This window comes from Streptomyces sp. NPDC058221, from assembly GCF_042882365.1.
Classification (GTDB): Bacteria; Actinomycetota; Actinomycetes; order Streptomycetales; family Streptomycetaceae; genus Streptomyces.
Map to the genome: position 1 here is coordinate 81,825 of NZ_JBHVWF010000011.1, position 16,100 is coordinate 97,924.

The 16,100-nt window shown below is 66.9% G+C and carries 15 protein-coding genes; 1 reads left to right on the plus strand and 14 read right to left on the minus strand.

All coding sequences use genetic code 11. From position 1 onward, the window contains the following. Window positions 1-27: 27 nt before the first annotated feature. The 14 genes from ACFVW8_RS06305 to ACFVW8_RS06370 all read right to left on the minus strand — a co-directional run bounded on the left by ACFVW8_RS06305 (window position 28) and on the right by ACFVW8_RS06370 (window position 15,083). Entirely contained in the window at window positions 28-1,503 is a 1,476-nt protein-coding gene (locus ACFVW8_RS06305; RefSeq protein WP_389686597.1) for an FAD-dependent monooxygenase, read from the minus strand. A 257-nt stretch (window positions 1,504-1,760) separates the two neighbouring features. Continuing rightward, the gene (locus tag ACFVW8_RS06310) at window positions 1,761-2,612 is read right to left on the minus strand and encodes an NAD(P)H-binding protein (protein ID WP_389686599.1); all 852 of its coding nucleotides are present in this window, start codon (window positions 2,610-2,612) and stop codon (window positions 1,761-1,763) included. Then, entirely contained in the window at window positions 2,609-3,070 is a 462-nt protein-coding gene (locus tag ACFVW8_RS06315) for a hypothetical protein (RefSeq protein ID WP_389686601.1), read from the minus strand. The genes ACFVW8_RS06310 and ACFVW8_RS06315 overlap by 4 nt, the downstream gene beginning before the upstream one ends. Before the next feature lie 13 nt (window positions 3,071-3,083). Next, window positions 3,084-3,893: a hypothetical protein gene (locus ACFVW8_RS06320; RefSeq protein ID WP_389686603.1), complete on the minus strand. Its 810-nt coding sequence runs from the start codon at window positions 3,891-3,893 to the stop codon at window positions 3,084-3,086. Continuing rightward, entirely contained in the window at window positions 3,890-4,843 is a 954-nt protein-coding gene (locus ACFVW8_RS06325) for a 3-oxoacyl-[acyl-carrier-protein] synthase III C-terminal domain-containing protein (RefSeq protein ID WP_389686605.1), read from the minus strand. The genes ACFVW8_RS06320 and ACFVW8_RS06325 overlap by 4 nt, the downstream gene beginning before the upstream one ends. Beyond that, the gene (locus ACFVW8_RS06330) at window positions 4,840-5,811 is read right to left on the minus strand and encodes a Gfo/Idh/MocA family protein (RefSeq protein WP_389686607.1); all 972 of its coding nucleotides are present in this window, start codon (window positions 5,809-5,811) and stop codon (window positions 4,840-4,842) included. Before ACFVW8_RS06330 ends, ACFVW8_RS06325 begins: the two co-directional genes overlap by 4 nt. Beyond that, window positions 5,808-6,566: an NAD-dependent epimerase/dehydratase family protein gene (locus ACFVW8_RS06335; RefSeq protein WP_389686609.1), complete on the minus strand. Its 759-nt coding sequence runs from the start codon at window positions 6,564-6,566 to the stop codon at window positions 5,808-5,810. The genes ACFVW8_RS06330 and ACFVW8_RS06335 overlap by 4 nt, the downstream gene beginning before the upstream one ends. 9 nt (window positions 6,567-6,575) lie before the next feature. Next, the gene (locus ACFVW8_RS06340; protein ID WP_389686611.1) at window positions 6,576-7,736 is read right to left on the minus strand and encodes a nucleotide disphospho-sugar-binding domain-containing protein; all 1,161 of its coding nucleotides are present in this window, start codon (window positions 7,734-7,736) and stop codon (window positions 6,576-6,578) included. 57 nt (window positions 7,737-7,793) lie between these two features. Continuing rightward, window positions 7,794-8,837: an aldo/keto reductase gene (locus tag ACFVW8_RS06345; RefSeq protein ID WP_389686613.1), complete on the minus strand. Its 1,044-nt coding sequence runs from the start codon at window positions 8,835-8,837 to the stop codon at window positions 7,794-7,796. Between the two features lie 47 nt (window positions 8,838-8,884). Further along, the gene (locus ACFVW8_RS06350) at window positions 8,885-10,135 is read right to left on the minus strand and encodes a beta-ketoacyl-[acyl-carrier-protein] synthase family protein (protein ID WP_389686615.1); all 1,251 of its coding nucleotides are present in this window, start codon (window positions 10,133-10,135) and stop codon (window positions 8,885-8,887) included. Window positions 10,136-10,241: 106 nt separating this feature from the next. After that, on the minus strand, window positions 10,242-11,321 hold the full coding sequence (locus tag ACFVW8_RS06355) for a beta-ketoacyl synthase N-terminal-like domain-containing protein (RefSeq protein WP_389686617.1): 1,080 nt from the start codon (window positions 11,319-11,321) through the stop codon (window positions 10,242-10,244). Next, a complete protein-coding gene (locus ACFVW8_RS06360; protein WP_389686619.1) occupies window positions 11,318-11,566 on the minus strand; it encodes an acyl carrier protein in 249 nt (82 codons plus the stop codon). Before ACFVW8_RS06360 ends, ACFVW8_RS06355 begins: the two co-directional genes overlap by 4 nt. Window positions 11,567-11,711: 145 nt before the next feature. Then, the gene (locus ACFVW8_RS06365; protein ID WP_389686621.1) at window positions 11,712-13,067 is read right to left on the minus strand and encodes an acyltransferase; all 1,356 of its coding nucleotides are present in this window, start codon (window positions 13,065-13,067) and stop codon (window positions 11,712-11,714) included. Window positions 13,068-13,442: 375 nt separating this feature from the next. Beyond that, window positions 13,443-15,083: a DHA2 family efflux MFS transporter permease subunit gene (locus tag ACFVW8_RS06370; RefSeq protein ID WP_389686623.1), complete on the minus strand. Its 1,641-nt coding sequence runs from the start codon at window positions 15,081-15,083 to the stop codon at window positions 13,443-13,445. Between the two features lie 99 nt (window positions 15,084-15,182). Between ACFVW8_RS06370 and ACFVW8_RS06375 the strand changes: the two genes are divergently transcribed. After that, on the plus strand, window positions 15,183-15,920 hold the full coding sequence (locus tag ACFVW8_RS06375) for a TetR/AcrR family transcriptional regulator (RefSeq protein WP_389686625.1): 738 nt from the start codon (window positions 15,183-15,185) through the stop codon (window positions 15,918-15,920). Window positions 15,921-16,100 lie beyond the last annotated feature (180 nt).

Below are 16,100 nucleotides of genomic sequence, written 5' to 3' on the forward strand. Positions count from 1 at the left end.
CCGATACGTTGCCGGGGCTGAGGCTCGTCAACGCGAACGTGGAGCGCCGAAGTACCGGGCCAGTGCCTCGGCCGGCGGGACAGGCCCGGGGACGGTCCACGCGATGTGGCCATCGGGGCGGACAAGGATCGCGTCGGCCGATGCGAGCGGTTGTCCGTCCGCCGGGCCATGCACGATCGCTGTGACGATGTCGACCCGGTCCGACCACGGTTCGGCTGCGGCCCGCAGAGCGGCGTCGTCGGCGAGGTCCAGCAGGATGCCTCGTGCCGGGTGGAGCAGCTCGGTCGTGCTGGTCCTGCCGGATTCGCCGACCAGTTCCACGTGAGGGATCCGAAGACCCAGCAGCGGTTGGTCCCCGGAGTCGTGTTCGTACCTGATCGACAGCCCGCTGACCATCCCGGCCAGGTGGGAACTGACGTTGTCGAAAGCGATCAGCTCGCTCATCACATCCCGCAGCGGCTGCATCTCCGCTCCGCTGAGGAACAGCAGGCCCTGGGCCTGCGTGTTCATCAGCAGACGCCGACCGACCGGGTGCCGCTCTGCGTGGTAGGTGGAAAGAAGACCCTCGGGGGCCGTCCCGTTCACCGTCGCCGCGAGCTTCCAACCGAGGTTGACGCTGTCCTGGATGCTGGTGTTCATGCCCTGGCCACCGGCGGGCAGGTGGATATGAGCGGCGTCGCCGGCGAGCAGGACGCGCCCGCGACGGTACTCCGTAACCAGCCGGGCAGCGTTGCCGAACGCGCTGAGCCAGAGCGGGGTGCCACCGCTGATGTCCTGGCCGGTCAGCCGCTGCCAGGCCGAGGAGACCTCTTCCCAGGAGGGCGGCTCGACCCGCCGGCGTGGCGGAGTCCCGCGCTCACACACGATGATCCGGTGCAGGCCCTCCCCCATCGGCCCGGCCATGACCATTCCGCCGGGCACCGTCTCGCCGATCATGCGCGGGGTGATGTCAGAGTCCCGCACATCCGCCAGGAACATCTCCATGGTGGAGTCGGTACCGGGGAAGTCGAATCCCGCGAGCTTGCGGACGGTGCTCCGACCGCCGTCGCAGCCCACGAGATAGGCCGCTCTCAGCCGCTGAGGACCCTCCGGGGAGCCGACCTCGACCTCGACGTACTCGCCCTCGTCGACCAGGGAAAGCAACTCATGGCCGCGTCGGAGGTCCGCCCCGAGCTCGACCGCCCACTTCTCAAGCATGGTCTCGGTGACCGCCTGGGGAACACCCTTGACACCGCCGGAGTGCGCCGGGCCAAGAATGCTGAAATCGACCGGCAGTCCGCCGAAGTGGCCCAAGTCGGTGACCTCGATGTCACCCAGCCCGGGCAGCAGCCCACGCTGGTCGAACACCTCCAGGGTCCGCGCCGTGAAACCGAGACCGCGAGACTCCCCGGTGGGTTCCGTCAGGCGTTCGAGAACGACGACCTCGACTCCCGCGAGTCGCAGTTCACCGGCGAGCATGAGCCCCGCGGGGCCAGCACCTACGACTATGACCTGCGCGTCCATTCCCAATTCCTTCCATCATTCGAGCAAGCGAGGTCCCCGGGTGGCAGCGGGCATGCGGAATCGCCATGAACAAGTAATTCAGGAACGACGTCGCAGGCAGTTGGCCCACACCAGCGGCCGAAATTCAAACGCCTCCGGAGCACGTCACCGGACGATGATGAACAGCTTCTTCGGGAGCGCGGACAAGTACAAGCGAGAACTTTCTAAGCTTTCGCTAGGTCGATGTCATTCCGCATTAAATTCGCGCCGGCCTGCCGTCAGCGGAAGTCGGCCGCATGGTCGGCCGCCCAGGTCGCGAATGTCCGCGCGGGGCGGCCCGTCACGGCCTCGACCGTGTCCAGCACCGTGGCCGGCCGGCCGTCGGTCATCGCTTGACCGGCCAGAATGGTCTCCACCACATCGGCCGGGTAGATGCTCTCCATCGCCGCTCGGGCCGCATCCACCGGGATCCTCTCGCACCGCGCCGCGCGGCGCAGCACCGCTCCGATGAGCCTCACCTGATCCTGCTGGGTCAGGGTCTGCGGTCCGGTCAACGAGTACGCGGCAGACAGGTGGCCTTCTGTGGTGAGCACCCTGACCACCACATCGGCGATGTCCTCTTCGTGGACCGGGGCGGTGTATGAGCCCGGATAAGGGCAGCGCACGACGCCATCAGCCCTGATCCCCGGCGCCCAGGCGAGTGCGTTGGTGGCGAGAGCCTCGGGCCGGATGAAAGTCCAGCCGATCCCTGACTCCCGGAGAGGCTCCTCGACGTCGAGGTGCATCCGGGCAATCGAGTTCCGGTCTCGGTCTGCCCCCGTCACGACGATCGAGGAGAGCAGCACCACGTGCCGGACACCCGCACTGCGGGCAGCGTCGATGAAGCCGTCGATGCCCTGGGGCACGGCATACAGAAACACCTTTTCAACGCCCTTGAGCGCACCCCGGAGCGACTGCGGCCGGGTCAGGTCGGCGTGCATGATCTCAACGCCGTCCGGCAGTCCGGGCGCCGCCAGGTCACGCGCCGTACCCCTGACCGGGAGGCCGCCGGCAACCAGCTTCCGGGCCACTCGGCTCCCGACGTTCCCACGGACTCCCGTCACCAGAATCGTCATAAGCGTTCCACTCATCCCGCCTGATCGAAGCTCGCGTCGCCGCCGATGTTGCTGAGCATGCGCCGCAGCGTCTTGACGACGAAGACGTAGTCCTCGTCGCTGACACCGTCATGGATCCGCGCGCGCACCTCGGGCAGCAGGACCAGTACCCGGTCTCGCAGGGTGATGCCGGCCTCGGTGAGGCTCAGCCGCCCCGCCTCGTCCACACCGAACTGCTGGGAGTCGAGCAGATCGTCGATGGCCGGCTCCAGCGTGGAGAGATCCACGTACGGCCGCTGCTGCGAGATCAGCGTCAGCAGCTCCTCGCGGGTCAGGCGGCGGTTCTCCCCCAGCTGGTAGACCGCCCACCAATGCGGCTGCGTCATGCCGAGTTCCCCCAGCCTGTCGTTGATGTACTGGACAACCGCGGTCCGAACGGCCCCCGTCCAGTAACCGACCGGCTGCTCGGCAAGCTGGGCATCGGTGAACTCCATGGCCCCTCCTTGACTACTCTGCCGCGGCACGCAGCACCAGCAGATGGCTCGTATCGGAACTGCGGGACTCGGTGTCGCAGAGGACGACCACCGCATAGGCGCTCTCCCACCGCGTCCAGTGCTGCGCAAGCGCCGCCCACACGCCCGTGCCGTAGCCATCCGAGGAGGCGTGGTGCAGATCCGCGCCCTGCGCCGGGACGACGCCGGGATCACATCCCGGGCCGAGCACCACCAGCAGCCGGCCGTCGACCGGCGTCAACTCGGCAAGATAGGCCCTCAGTTCGCTGGAACCGACGCTGGCGATGGTGCTTACCGCCCCAGGTCCCGGGCTGGTGTCGAAGGTCAGCAGAACCCCGGAGTCGGCAGGCGTACCGTCCACTGGTTCCTCGGCGTCGGGCGGCGCGCAGTCGAGGATCGCGAGCAGCGACTTCGAGATCCGTCCGGTCCGTTCGTACGCGTCGGCCACGCGCATCGCGCTGAAGGGGGCGCCGAAGCCCTGTCCGCAGAGTGCGAAGCTGTGCGCATCACCGCCGGTCCGCATGTTCAGATACGAAGCCACCGTCTTGAAGCCGCTGGTCTCCGGCCGAGCGTAGGTGAGCTGTAGCAGGTCCGGTCCCTCAGCGGTCTCAGGCACCTGATCGACCAACAGGTCGACCAGCCGTGTGTGGCCTGCCGTAGCAGCCTGCCCGTCAGGTTCGTGGCCGGGTGTTTCGCCGACCGCGACGACGGCGTCGTCCCCACCGTCAGAGGCCGCCGGGCGGGACGCCGGCGCAGGGGCGGATGGCTCCAGCACGGACACGGCGGTGCGCAGTCGCAAGGTCATGACCGGGGCCCCCCTGTCTTCGACGACGGTGTGAAGACCATGGCGGAGAAGGTCATGCCGACTCCGATCGCCACGAACATGGCGGGACGGTCCGGTTCGAAGCGTTTTTCTTCGCCCAGGGTGACGTAGTTGACGAGGATGTCCGAGGCGAGGCAATGGCTGTAGCGCGGGATGTTGTCGAAGAAGAACTTGCTGCGCAGAGCGTCATCCTTGATCGTGTCCTGCCACAGAGTGGTGTTTGGATTGGGCGCGATGATGACCTGGACGTCGTCCAGCGTGCAGTCCGCCCGCTCGGCCGCCTCCCTCATCACCTCAAGCATGAGGAGCGGCCGCGTCTCAGACTCGGCCCTGATCAGCGTGGGGGAACTCATCATGCCGTCCGAGAACTCGCCCCTGGTCCTCGTCACAAAGGAGCGGACAGCCGATCCCGAACCGTTCAAGGCCACCAGGGCGGAAGCGGATCCGTCCCCGACCACGCAGGTGTTCATCACCAGCTGCGCCGCCCGGTGGCGGGGCTTGTCGCCTGTCACCACCATCGCTCGGGCCTCGGGATCCCCATCCGCCTGGAGCAGGGCGCCGGCGACATCGATCGCGCTGAGCGCGATGGCGCAGTTCTGCTGGGTCAGGGCAAACGTGGTTGCGTTCTCCAGGCCCAGAAGCTGCTTGATGTTCTGTGCGGTCTCCGGCCCCACGCTGCGGCCGCCATGGAGCGCGTGGCAGTAGATCAGGTACCGCACGGACCGGGGATCGATCTGCGCCAGGGTCTTCCTGGCCGCCGGCAGCACCAGGTCGTACAGACTCAGATCCGGGTCGTAGTGCATCCGATCGAGCCCGTGAACCCTGCGGAACATGTGCGTCTGCGCGGGATTGAGCCCGAGTTCGACCGCTCGCTCCTCCACCGTGACCGTGCGGTCGGGGAAGAAGGAATCAACTGCTTCCAGGGTGATCATTTCCAAGAACCTCCTTCACTCACCAGTGCCAGCAGATGGGCCTGGCGTATGCTGCCGTGAACCGCTGCGTCGTCCGCCTTCCTCGTGCGCACAGCCGCGGTGAATGCCCTGAGGCTGTTGCGGGCCTGATCGTCCGGTGCGAGTGATATCTCCCGGCTGTCGGCGCCGCAGTCGAGTCGAATCACCGGAATGTGGTCGGCGGGCGGTGCGAAGGCGCGGTCCACCCGGATGCACCCACTGCTCCCGCGCAGCTGGTACCGCGAGGCATAGGCGTGTTCGAGCCCGAAGGTCAGCTGCGCCGTGACGCCGCCCCGCCGCAGCAGCACGGCTCCCGAGGTGTCGACCTGACGTCCCGGACTCGCGCCGAGCACCGCGCCGGCTACCTCCAGGTCGTCGCCGAGGAAGTACATCGCAGCCCGCACCGGGTAGAGACCTACGTCCCACAGCGCCCCACCGCCCAGCTCCGGCTGGTACCGGATGTCCTGGTCCGGGAGTCGCGGGACGGTGAAGTCGGCATGAAACGACCGCAGATCACCAATGGCTCCGCGCTCCAGCAGGCGACGCACCGCGTCGTGCCGGTGATGATGCAGGAACATCACATTCTCCATCAGAGCCAGCCCTCGCGAGGAGGCCAGGTCCAGCAGCCGACAGGTCTCCCGGGGATCTGCGGTCAACGGCTTCTCCACCAGGACGTGCTTCCCGGCGTTCAAGGCGGCCTCGACCCAGCGGGCGTGCAGGGCCAGCGGCAGCGGGATGTACACGGCGTCCACCTCGGAAAGCGCCAGAAGCCCGTCGTACCCGGCGACCGGGCGGCAGCTGTACACACCCGCCAGATCCTCCGCCGTAGGTCCGGTACGGCTGGCTACCGCGACGACTTCGATGTCGTCCGCCGCCGCCATCGCCGGGAGCATCCGTCGCCGGGCAATGTCCGCGCAGCCCATGATCCCGATCCGCACCGGTGGCGTCACGGGGTTGCCTCAGCGCTGCCCCGCGTCCCTGCCAGGTAGCTGTCGAGCACTGTCCGGTAGTAGTCGGGGCCGAAGCCGAACTCGCGGACCTCGGGCAGCAGCGAGTGCAGCTTGTCGACCGACACGAGGTGCGACGTCCCGGTGTCCTCGTACCGCCTGTCGGCCGAGAGCCCGAGCCGGAACTCCAGGTGGTCGACGATGTGTTCCACCGGCACGGCCGTACCAGTGGCCACATTGAGAGTCTCCCCTCGGATTCCGCGGCGCAGCAGCAGATCGACGACGGCAACCACATGTCCGACGTCGATCACATCACGGGTGGCACGGCGCTGAATCGCGATCCGCCCGGCGCCGAGGGACTTCACCAGCGTGGGAAGCAGCTGGTGAGCGGGCTGGCCCGGGCCGACGAGATGACCCAGCCGCAGCACCAGGAAGTCGACGCCTGACTCACGCAACTCGCCTTCCATGCCGAGTTTGTGCTCTCCGTAGGCACTGCGAGCCATCACTGCGTCGTCCTCGCGGCCAGGCCGGTCGGCGCCGTAGACGCCGGCCGAGGCCGTGGAGAAGAAGATCAGAGTCCGGCATGACGCCCGGCACCGCTCCAGCACCTGGCGGAGGAGACTGCGTTCGCGTTCGAAGTCAGCGAGGGACGTGCCACTCGCCCATGACACCCCTGCAGCCAGCGCCACCACGTCGGCGTGCTCGTGGGCAAGCGGCGCAAGGTGCCCGGCGAGGAATCCGCGGCCGATGATCTCCATTGCCAACTCCTAGACCAACTCAGCGATTCTGTACACGGCTTGGGAGGGTAGCGCGAGTTCGGCGATCTCCCGGGAGAGTGCACGGGCGCGGCCGGCGTACGAGGAATCACCCAGGATCTCCCGGCACGCGTCGACGATCGCCGCTGGTGATCCGTCAGTGCCGAAGAGGGTCTTGCCGGCCCCGTAACGGGACAGCCGTTGTGCGCCGAGATTCTGGACGGCGCCCTGGGGAATGGCGACCTGCGGCACAGCGGCAGTCATCGCCGTCAGGCTCGTGGTTCCCCCTCCGTGGTGCACGATCACGTCACACGTCGGTGCCAGCACGTCGAGCGGTGCCCATCCGGCCCGCACGCCCGGGACCTCCGCCCGCAGGGCCGTACCGGCCTCGTCGGGCGTGGCCACCACCAGGTCGATATCCAGCTCCTTGAGGGCGACCGCCTGGGCGCGCAGGAGTTCGTACGAGCGGCGCCGGATGTCGTGGGCGCCCACGTCATGTGCCACCCGGCTGCCGGTGGTCAGGCACAGCCGCGGCCTTTCAGACCGGGCGAGCATCCAAGGCTCCAGCTGTCGCTGCCCGTTGACCGGGACCCACCGCATTTCCATGGCATGCTTCGCCGGATGGGACTCCGGAGGCCGCAGACTGGGGGGACAGACATCGATGAACAACTCCGGCTCCGGTAGCCACGCCAATCCCAGCTCGCCAAGCTCCCGATCGAGTTCCACAACCGCTCCGTGGTCGATCGCGGTTGCCTCGATCGCGTCCCAGGCGTGGCGTACATACGGGACGCCGATCCGGGCGGCGAGGAGACCAGCGGCGTAGGCCATCGTGCCGCCTACGATGACATCGGGCCGCCAGTCACGGGCCAGCTCGCTGAGCGGATCCAGCCAGGCGGCAGCCATCCGTCCGAACCAGCGTCCCGTGAAGGGGATCTGCTCCTCCGGCTCTGTGGGGATCACCACCGGCCGGCCCGCCCTGTCCGTGTTGACGAAGTGGCCGAGCGGCAGCGACGAGACCGAGAACGCGGGCAGGCCGACGCCCGTGATGGCCGGTACCACATCGTCGTTGGCGGCCATGATGACGGCATGGCCCGCGTTGCGCGCAGCCGTCGCGACCGGGGCGAGCGCGAACGCGGTGGCGAGGCTGCCGGCGGCAACGAAGAGGATGCGCATCAGTACTCCCGATTCCGTGGAGGTCGTCCCGCCGGAGCGGCTTTCGCGTTCTGCTCCTCAGCGGAGATCTGCCAGCCCCCGGCCCTGCAAATCGGCGATGTCCTGCCAGCGATCGCCGTAGCAGGACGTCGTGAACTTGGGTAGGCGCAGCTGCTCGTGAGGGGCGCCGAGGTCGATCCGGCTGATCTCGTCGAGGCGGGCCAGCTCAGCCTCGCCCAGCCGTACTTCCAAGCACGCGAGGTTGTCACGCAACTGGTCCTCGGTGGTCGCACCGAGGATCGGATGCACAGCTCCGGGACGATTGCGCAGCCAGGCGAGAGCGACCTGCGCAGGCTTCCACCCACCCTCGGCAGCAATCCTGACCACCTCGCGGACGATCGCCTCGTCGCACTGGGCCTCTCCTGCCCAGTTCTCCGCGCTGAGGCGGCCCGCCTCGCCTCGCAGATACTTGCCGGTCAGCCGGCCTTCGGCCAAGGGCCCCCAGGCGAGCGTGCTGACCTCACAGCTGCGCGCCATCGGAAGAAGCTCACGCTCCGGGGTGCGCTCAAGCAGGTTGTAGCGGATCTGGAGGGCCGCGAAGGCCGACCAGCCGCGGAGGTCGGCCAGCATGTTGGCCCTGGAGATCTCCCAGGCCGTCCAGTTCGAGGCGCCGACGTACAGCACCTTTCCGGCCTTCACCTGGTCGTCCAGGGCGCGCATGACCTCCTCGACCGGCGTGAAGCCGTCACGCGCGTGCAGCCAAAGCAGGTCCACATGGTCGGTCTTCAGCCGACGCAGGCTCGCCTCAAGCGAGTTGACCAGGTTCTTACGGTGGTTGCCTGCCGAGTTCACATCTCCCGGTCGCGTCATCGCGTTGTATTTCGTTGCCAGCACGAAGTCATTCCTTCGCCCGGCCAGCAGTTCACCGAGGAACGCCTCCGACTGACCGCCCCCGTACACATTGGCAGTGTCCAGGAAGTTACCGCCCGCCTCCGCGTACAGATCGATCAGCCGGCCGGCAACCTCCTTCGACGCGCCCCAGTCGCCGGCGCCGAACGTGCCGGCACCGAAACAGAGTTCGGAGACCCTGAGACCGGTCTTCCCTAGTACGAAGTACTTCATCGGGCATGCCCTTCTCTATCTGTCGGCCGGAAACTCGTCGGCGAATATCACGCCGAATGCTGATGTTTGCCCAGCACGACAACCGCATTGTTGCCCGCGAAGGCCAGGCCGTTGTTCTGCACCACCCGCAGCTCGGCAGGGACCGACTCGTTGGGCACGCAATCGATCTCGCACTCGGGATCGGTCTCCCGGTGGTTGATCGTCGGTGGGATGAATCGATGGGTGATGGCCAATGAGCAGGCGATCGCCCCCAGCGCGCTGGCTGCTCCCATGGTGTGGCCGAGCATGGACTTCAGCGAGACTGTGCGCGGCGGCATCCCGGAGAACACTTCGCGTATCGCCCGGGACTCGGTCACGTCATTGGTCTTGGTTCCGGTGCCATGGGCGGAGACGAGGTCCACCTCCTCGGGCCGCACACCGGCGTCCGAGAGTGCCGAGCGCATGCAGCGCGCGATACTCGACTGCTCGGGCTGCACCGGGTGGTAGGCATCGCAGCTCAGGCCGTATCCCAGCACTTCGGCATAAATCTGCGCCCCCCGGGCGAGGGCGGAGTCCAGACGCTCAAGTACCAGCACGCCGGCACCCTCACCAGTCAGGATGCCCTGACGATCCCGGTCGAACGGCCGACAGAAGTCCGGTGCGATGGTGCCCAGTCGGTAGAAGGCGGTGAAGGACTTCCGGCACATCGCATCAGCCCCACCGCACAGTGCGATGTCCGCGTCACCGACCCGGATCGCGTCAAAGCCCATGCCGATCGCATAGTTGCCCGCCGAACAGGCCGTGGCCAGGGTCAGCGCTTCGGCGTCCGACAACCCCAGCTCCCAGGCGACCGCAGCCGACAGACGTCCGGCTCCGACCCGTCGCGTCACCTCCGGATCCCAGTCCTGAGGTCCGGACTCCACCCAGGCCTGAGCCAAGTGGTCCAGGTCCTGCGACTCGCCATCGGTGGTGCCGATCGAGATCTGCACCCGCCGCTCACGCAGGCCGTCATCCGTGAGCCCGGCGTCGCGCACCGCCATCCGGGCCGCCGCGACCGCGAACTGACTGGTCCGGCCGAGCTCGTCCACGGACCACCGCTCAAGCCACTCCTTCGGCTCGAAGCCTGGCACCTCACAGCCGTTGGCATGGGCAAACCCAACGGTGTCGAACACCGAGATCGGCGAGACGCCGTTGCGGCCTTCCCGCAGCCCTGCGGCGAATTCCTCCACACCGATTCCGATACTGGAGAAGACGCCGAGCCCGGTAATCACCACCCGGTCACTGGCAGGCCGCGAATGCGCGGCAAGCACATCACCCATGTCCGTTCCAACCCTCCAATGCCTGCCCCGAGCAGGGGTCTTGGGCATCTCAACTACGCGGTACAACAGGACACCTGCAGGACCCGGCCACCGGCACAGGAACAGCTCAGGACAGCTTCACCAGACAAACCACCACAGTGCCGCTCTCGTCGGCCGAGGTGATGACAGCCAGGCGTTGGGAAGACTCCGGGTTCTTCCCGGCCAGGCTCAGCACGGCCGCGAGCTGCAGAGCCCCCGAGGCGGCGTGAGTCTCTCCGATCAGCTCGGTGACGGAGACCATCCGATCACCGACCTCGAAGAGATCGCTCAGCGCGGCACGCTCGGCCTGCCCAGCCGCGCCGGCGGCGCCGGATGGGCTGGCCATCCACACATCAGAGGGCTGCACGTCGGCCGCAGCCATCGCCCGCTCGGTACATCGGCGGACGGCCGCATACCAGTCCCCGTCACTGCAGGTCATCGCCTTCACCGCGAGCAAGGTGGCGAGCGGCGGCTCGTCCGTGGGCTCGGCGGTCAGTGCGAACATCGCGCAACCCTCTCCGAGCAGAGCGCCGGGAGCATCGTTTGCTGCGCTGTGCTCGGCGATCCAGGCACGGGCCACCGAGTACTCCTCGGCGGCACCGCACAGTACAGTTCCCGCCCGATTGGTGAGCAAGAGTCGGCGGGCGTAGTTGAGCGCGAGCAGCCCGGCCGACCGGCCGGCGGCCAGAGTGGCGTTCGGCCCCTTGACCCCGTGCCAGATGGCACACTGTCCGGCCGCCCCATTCATCACCGCGTACGGGATGAGGCCCGGCTCGACATGGAATGGGCGCTCGCCGGTGAGCGAGCCACGCGTGAAGTCGATGGTGCTCTGCGCACTCCCGACCGTCGTCCCGAGGACCATTCCGGTCGTGTCCGGATCAAGCCCGTCGCTGCGCAATTCCCGGAGCAGATCCCCAATGGTCGAGACCGCCATCCCGGTCACCCGGTTCATCATCCGGGTGCCCTTCTTTCCCAGGACGGCCCGCGAGTCAAAATCCGGAACCAGGCATGCTGTCCCGGCCGGCCCCTGTCCCTGCTCGATCACCCGCTCCGTGGAACGCCCGGCAGCCAGCCCTTCGGAGAATACGCTTCGACCAATGCCGTAGGGCGAGGTCACCGCCCACCCTGTGATGGCGAGGCCGGAGCCCGCCGAATCGACCTTACTCATCGAGCGATGTTCCCGATGACCTTGTAGATTCCCTGAAGGTTCACCATTCGGGAGAGTTCCGACTGCTCGATGGTCACCCTGAGGTTCAGTTCGAGAGAGGAAAGAATCTCGATAAGCCTCATCGAATCGGCATCGTGGTCCTCGACGAACAGGCTGTCATCAGCGATCTCATCACCATCGAGCTCCAGAATATCGCAGACGATCCCCTTGATGCGCTGCTTTTCGTCTGGCGTCACAACCGCCATGCCCGCCTCCAGGTCTAATTACTGAAACCACTTCACCGGATGTCATCAAAAGCTTCTTCGGAACCCCAGCAAAGTTCAAGCCGAAGAATTCTATGTTTTCACTAGCTTGCAGCGCACGAACGCTAAATCCGGCTGTCGCCCGCCGTCAGACGACGTCCGGCGGAAGCACGGCATGTGCCCGACGTTCCTCGGCCGGATCGACGAAGCGGTGGACCGCCGCCCGGCCTTCCGGACTCCGCAGGTGTTCGGCGAGCCGTGCCGGGACGACTGCGGTGAGCAGGAACCCCCTGTCACCGAACCCTCTGTTGAGGAAGCCAAACCACGACAGCGGAGCCCGGGAGCTGACGACCGGGCTGAAGAAAACCGGGTGCTGCCCGTCAAATGAGACGCCGTACGCGCCCGCGCGGGACCAGTTCGTCACAATGAATGTCCGGTGCGCAGGGTCGAAGGCCACGGGAGCACACCGGTGGAAGCGGGATCGTCCGACGGGTCCGACAAAGGCGCGATCGGAACGCATGCAGAGATGTGACTGCGTGAAATCATCCAGCCCGGACCGAATACGGGCCGCGAGTACGTCGGCCGTTTCCATCGGTGGACACGGGAGGAACATGGACTGGACGAGATTGCCGAGAAACTCGGCCGGAACGCCGAGACGAGGACGGAGGTCGACGGGTACCGACAGGTTCCAAGGGACGGGATCCGCCTCCATGCCCCGGAACGTGGTCACCAGGTGGGCACAGAGCACGTCGTTCGATGAGAGGGGTCGCGAGGGCTCGCCGCCGAACATCTGCCGCATCCGGCGCACCTCGTCATCGCCGAAGCAGATCTGAACGGTTCCGTTGTCCTCCCGCATGGGGGGCATCCGGTGCCCCGCACCGGTCAACTCGTCCCGGCTCAGCGGCTGACAGATCGGCTGACCGGAGCCCTCGCGCGGCAGAACGCGGTCCAGGTAGCCGTCCCGGTCGTCGACTATGAGTACCTCTGGCGGTGTTATCCCTTCGACGAGTGCCGACCAGACACGAATGAACTGCATGAAGCTGCCCATGTCGCCCACCGAGTGGTTCCACGTACACCCCAGAGTCATGGCGCCGTCGGCCAGCCGGCAAATGCGCACCGTCAGGAGCGGGCGCGCCTCCAGGGGTTCGTTCATGACATCGACCCGCTCGGTCAGACCCCAGTCCGGATGCGTTGCCTCCCGGACAGCGTCACTGAGGGACGCATCAACATCGAGGACCGTCATGGGCACTCCGGCGTCGGAGCAGACGATCTCCAGCGCGTCACCTCCGGCCCGGAGCCGGCCCCCGAAAACCGGCACGAGGCCGAGCGCACGACGAAGCCCGTCCGCCAGGTCCTCTCCGTTCACGGCTCGCTCGAAGAAAAACGCGACCGCCACATAGCGCTCGACGTACGTCGCGTCGGTCGAGCCGCACTGCACGACGGTGTCGCGGACCTTACCCGATGTAATCGTCCATGCTTCACGCAGCCGCACCCGAGTGCCCATATATTCTCCTGATTCATAGACGAGTACGCCTACGCGGCCAGCTGTGATCCGCTCCCGCAAAGGCCGGATCGAACTTCGTCGAATTTCCCTACGCCCCAATTCAGCGGCAAATCCAAACAAAGCTTCGGCGCACCTTGCAGAGCAGCCTCTTCGAACATATGAAAGAACTCAAGCACTCATCATCTAAGTTTATGCTAAATCTCCGCTATTCAGTCGGCCCGCAGGCCTGCCGCCGGCAGCAAGCGTCTCGCCGGCGCCGGGCAGACCGGGCCGAGCCGACACCCCCGCGGCGTCGACTTCTGCGAGAAGCACGTACTCCCGCCGTAGATCCGGGATCTACGGCGGGAGTACGTGCTCTGCTTGGCGCACCAACGGCTATCCGGCATTGGGCGTGAACGGCGCATCATTCCGGTCACGGCTGCCGCGCGGCCGGCCCGGCTGACCCGGCTGACCCGGCTGACCCGGCTGACCCGGCTGACCCGGGATGATCAGGCGGCGACGGAGGAAGAATGACGTCACCAGGGCCAGCACTGCAATCACGGCCATCCCGATGACTACGCTGTGCAGGCCCGCCACGACGGCAGCCTGGAACGCCTCGCGGATTTGCGCGGGCAAGGCACGGATGTCGGCGGGGGTGCTCTGGCCGCTGGCCGCGGCAAGCGCGTGACCGTCCTTGGCACCGAGTCGGCTGGTGAGGACATGCTCCAGTCGGCTCGTGTAGAGCGAACCGAGCAGGGCGACACCCAACGATCCGCCGACCGCACGGAACAGGTTGATCATTCCGCTCGCCGCGCCAAGATTGCGCTGATCTGTCTGGCAGGCGAAGGAGATGATCAGCGAACTCTGCATCAGCACGCCGATGCCGAGCCCGGCCAGCAGAGGCAGCAGTGTGGCGGCGACAAGACCGGTCCCCGTCCCCAACAGCAGCAGGAGGAGGACGCCGGCCACCGCAACGATGGCGCCGACAACCGGATAGAGCCTCAGCGGACCGGTCCGGACGACCAGCCGGGCGACGACCAGCTCCATGATGATCATGCCGATCAGGAACGGCAGCAGCAGGAGTCCACTGGTAGTGGGTGAGACGTCCAGTGCCTGCTGCAGGTACTGGGGAAAATACACCAGAGCACCAAGCAGTCCGGCGCCCACCAGCAGACCCAACACCTGGGCGAGCGTGAAGTCGCGGGTATGGAAGAGCCGAGACGGCAGGATCGGCTCCACGGCTCGTCGCTCGACCAGCGGCAGCGAGGCCAGCAGCACGACGGCGGCCACGCCCAGCCCGATGATCGGGGCCGAGTCCCACGAGTACCGGGTACCCGCCCAGCTGAGGAGCAGGGTCAGCGCCACGATGCCGCCGGTGAGTTGCACACTGCCGAGCAGGTCGATCCTGACCTTCGGACGGCGAGGACTGCGCGGGATGCCCACAGCGCTGGCCGCGAGCGCGACCAGGCACAGCGGAATGTTGATGAAGAACGACCAGCGCCAGCCGACGTGTTCGGTGAGCAGGCCGCCGAGCATCGGCCCGGTCCCCATGGCAAGCGGCATGACGATGCCGATCATCGTCTGCATCCGGATCCGGTCGGCCGGACCGGTCGCCAGATGACCGATGAGCGTGAAGGTGCCGACCATCAGGCCGGCCGAGCCCAGACCTTGCAACGCGCGGAAGGCGATGATCTGGGTCATGCTCTGCGCCAGGCCCGAGAGCAGAGAACCGACCAGAAAGACCACGATCGCGGTGATGAAGGTGCCTCGACGGCCGTAGAGGTCACTCAGCTTGCCCCAGATCGGGATCACCGCCGCGCTGGCCACCAGATAGGCCGTCACCACCCAGGAGAGCTCTTTGAGTCCCCCGAGTTCACCGACGATCGTCGGCAGCGCCGTGCCCACGATGACCTGATCCAGCATCGAGAGCGTCAGGCCGAGCAGCACCGCCAACACGCCGTAACCGCGGCGCTTCGGCGCCGGCCTGGCCGACGCCGTGGGGGGAGCCCCGATCGCAACCACATCTCCTTCTGGCATGACGTCTCACATCCTTGGTCCACGCTTCTTCATACACCGTACGAAGATGAACGTAGCATAGTTGGTACGCTGTACGACAGATAGGGAGTGGAGTGTGCGATGAACGAGAACGAACCCCTGAGCATCTGGATGCGCCCGGAGCCCGCGGACCGACGGACGGCACGGGCACAGCGGACGCTCAGCCGCGACCGGATCGTGCAAGCAGCCATCAAGATCGCCGATTCCGAGGGCCAGGAGGCGGCCTCCATGCGCCGGATCGCGGCCGAGATCGGCGCCGGCGCAATGTCCCTCTACTACTACGTCCCCAGCAAGGAAGACCTCATCGAACTGATGGTCGACGAGGTGATCGGCGAGACCCGGCTCCCGGAACAGCCCGGCCCCGATTGGCAAGGCTCACTGACAACAGCGGCCAACGAGAAGCGCGCCCTGTGGCTCCGCCACCCCTGGCTCGCCACCGCCTGGACGCACGGCCACCCGATCTGGGGTCCCAACTCGCTGCGTCAGCAGGAGTTCGTGCTCGGCACGCTCGCCGAGTTCGACCTTCAGGTCGACGAGCTGCTCAGCCTTATCGGCCTGTACAACAGCTATGTCGAGAGCTTCGTACGCAACGAAGTCGGATGGCTGGAGGAAGCGCGCAGGACCAAGATCGACATGGTGGAGTGGATGCGACAGAGCAGGCCGTATGCGAAGCAGCTGGTCGCCACCGGTGAGTACCCGATGTTCACCCGGGTACTCACCGAGACCATGACTCCGCACATGCAGCCCGACGCACGTTTCCAGTACGGCCTCGCCCGGGTACTGGAAAGCATCGCGGCCAGTCTCGCTCGCCTCGCCTGACGGGCCGCAGCCCGCAGATCGACGCCGGGCACGGTACTGCGTCGCCCGAAGGCAGGCGTTGAGTCCCCGCCCGGGTCGCGACAGGGACCTGTGGCGCACTGCCGCCGCCTCCGGTCCCGGTGTTGCCCAGGGGGCTGCCGCGCGTCGGCGGCCGGGTACGGCGGCGCCCCCGCGTACCCG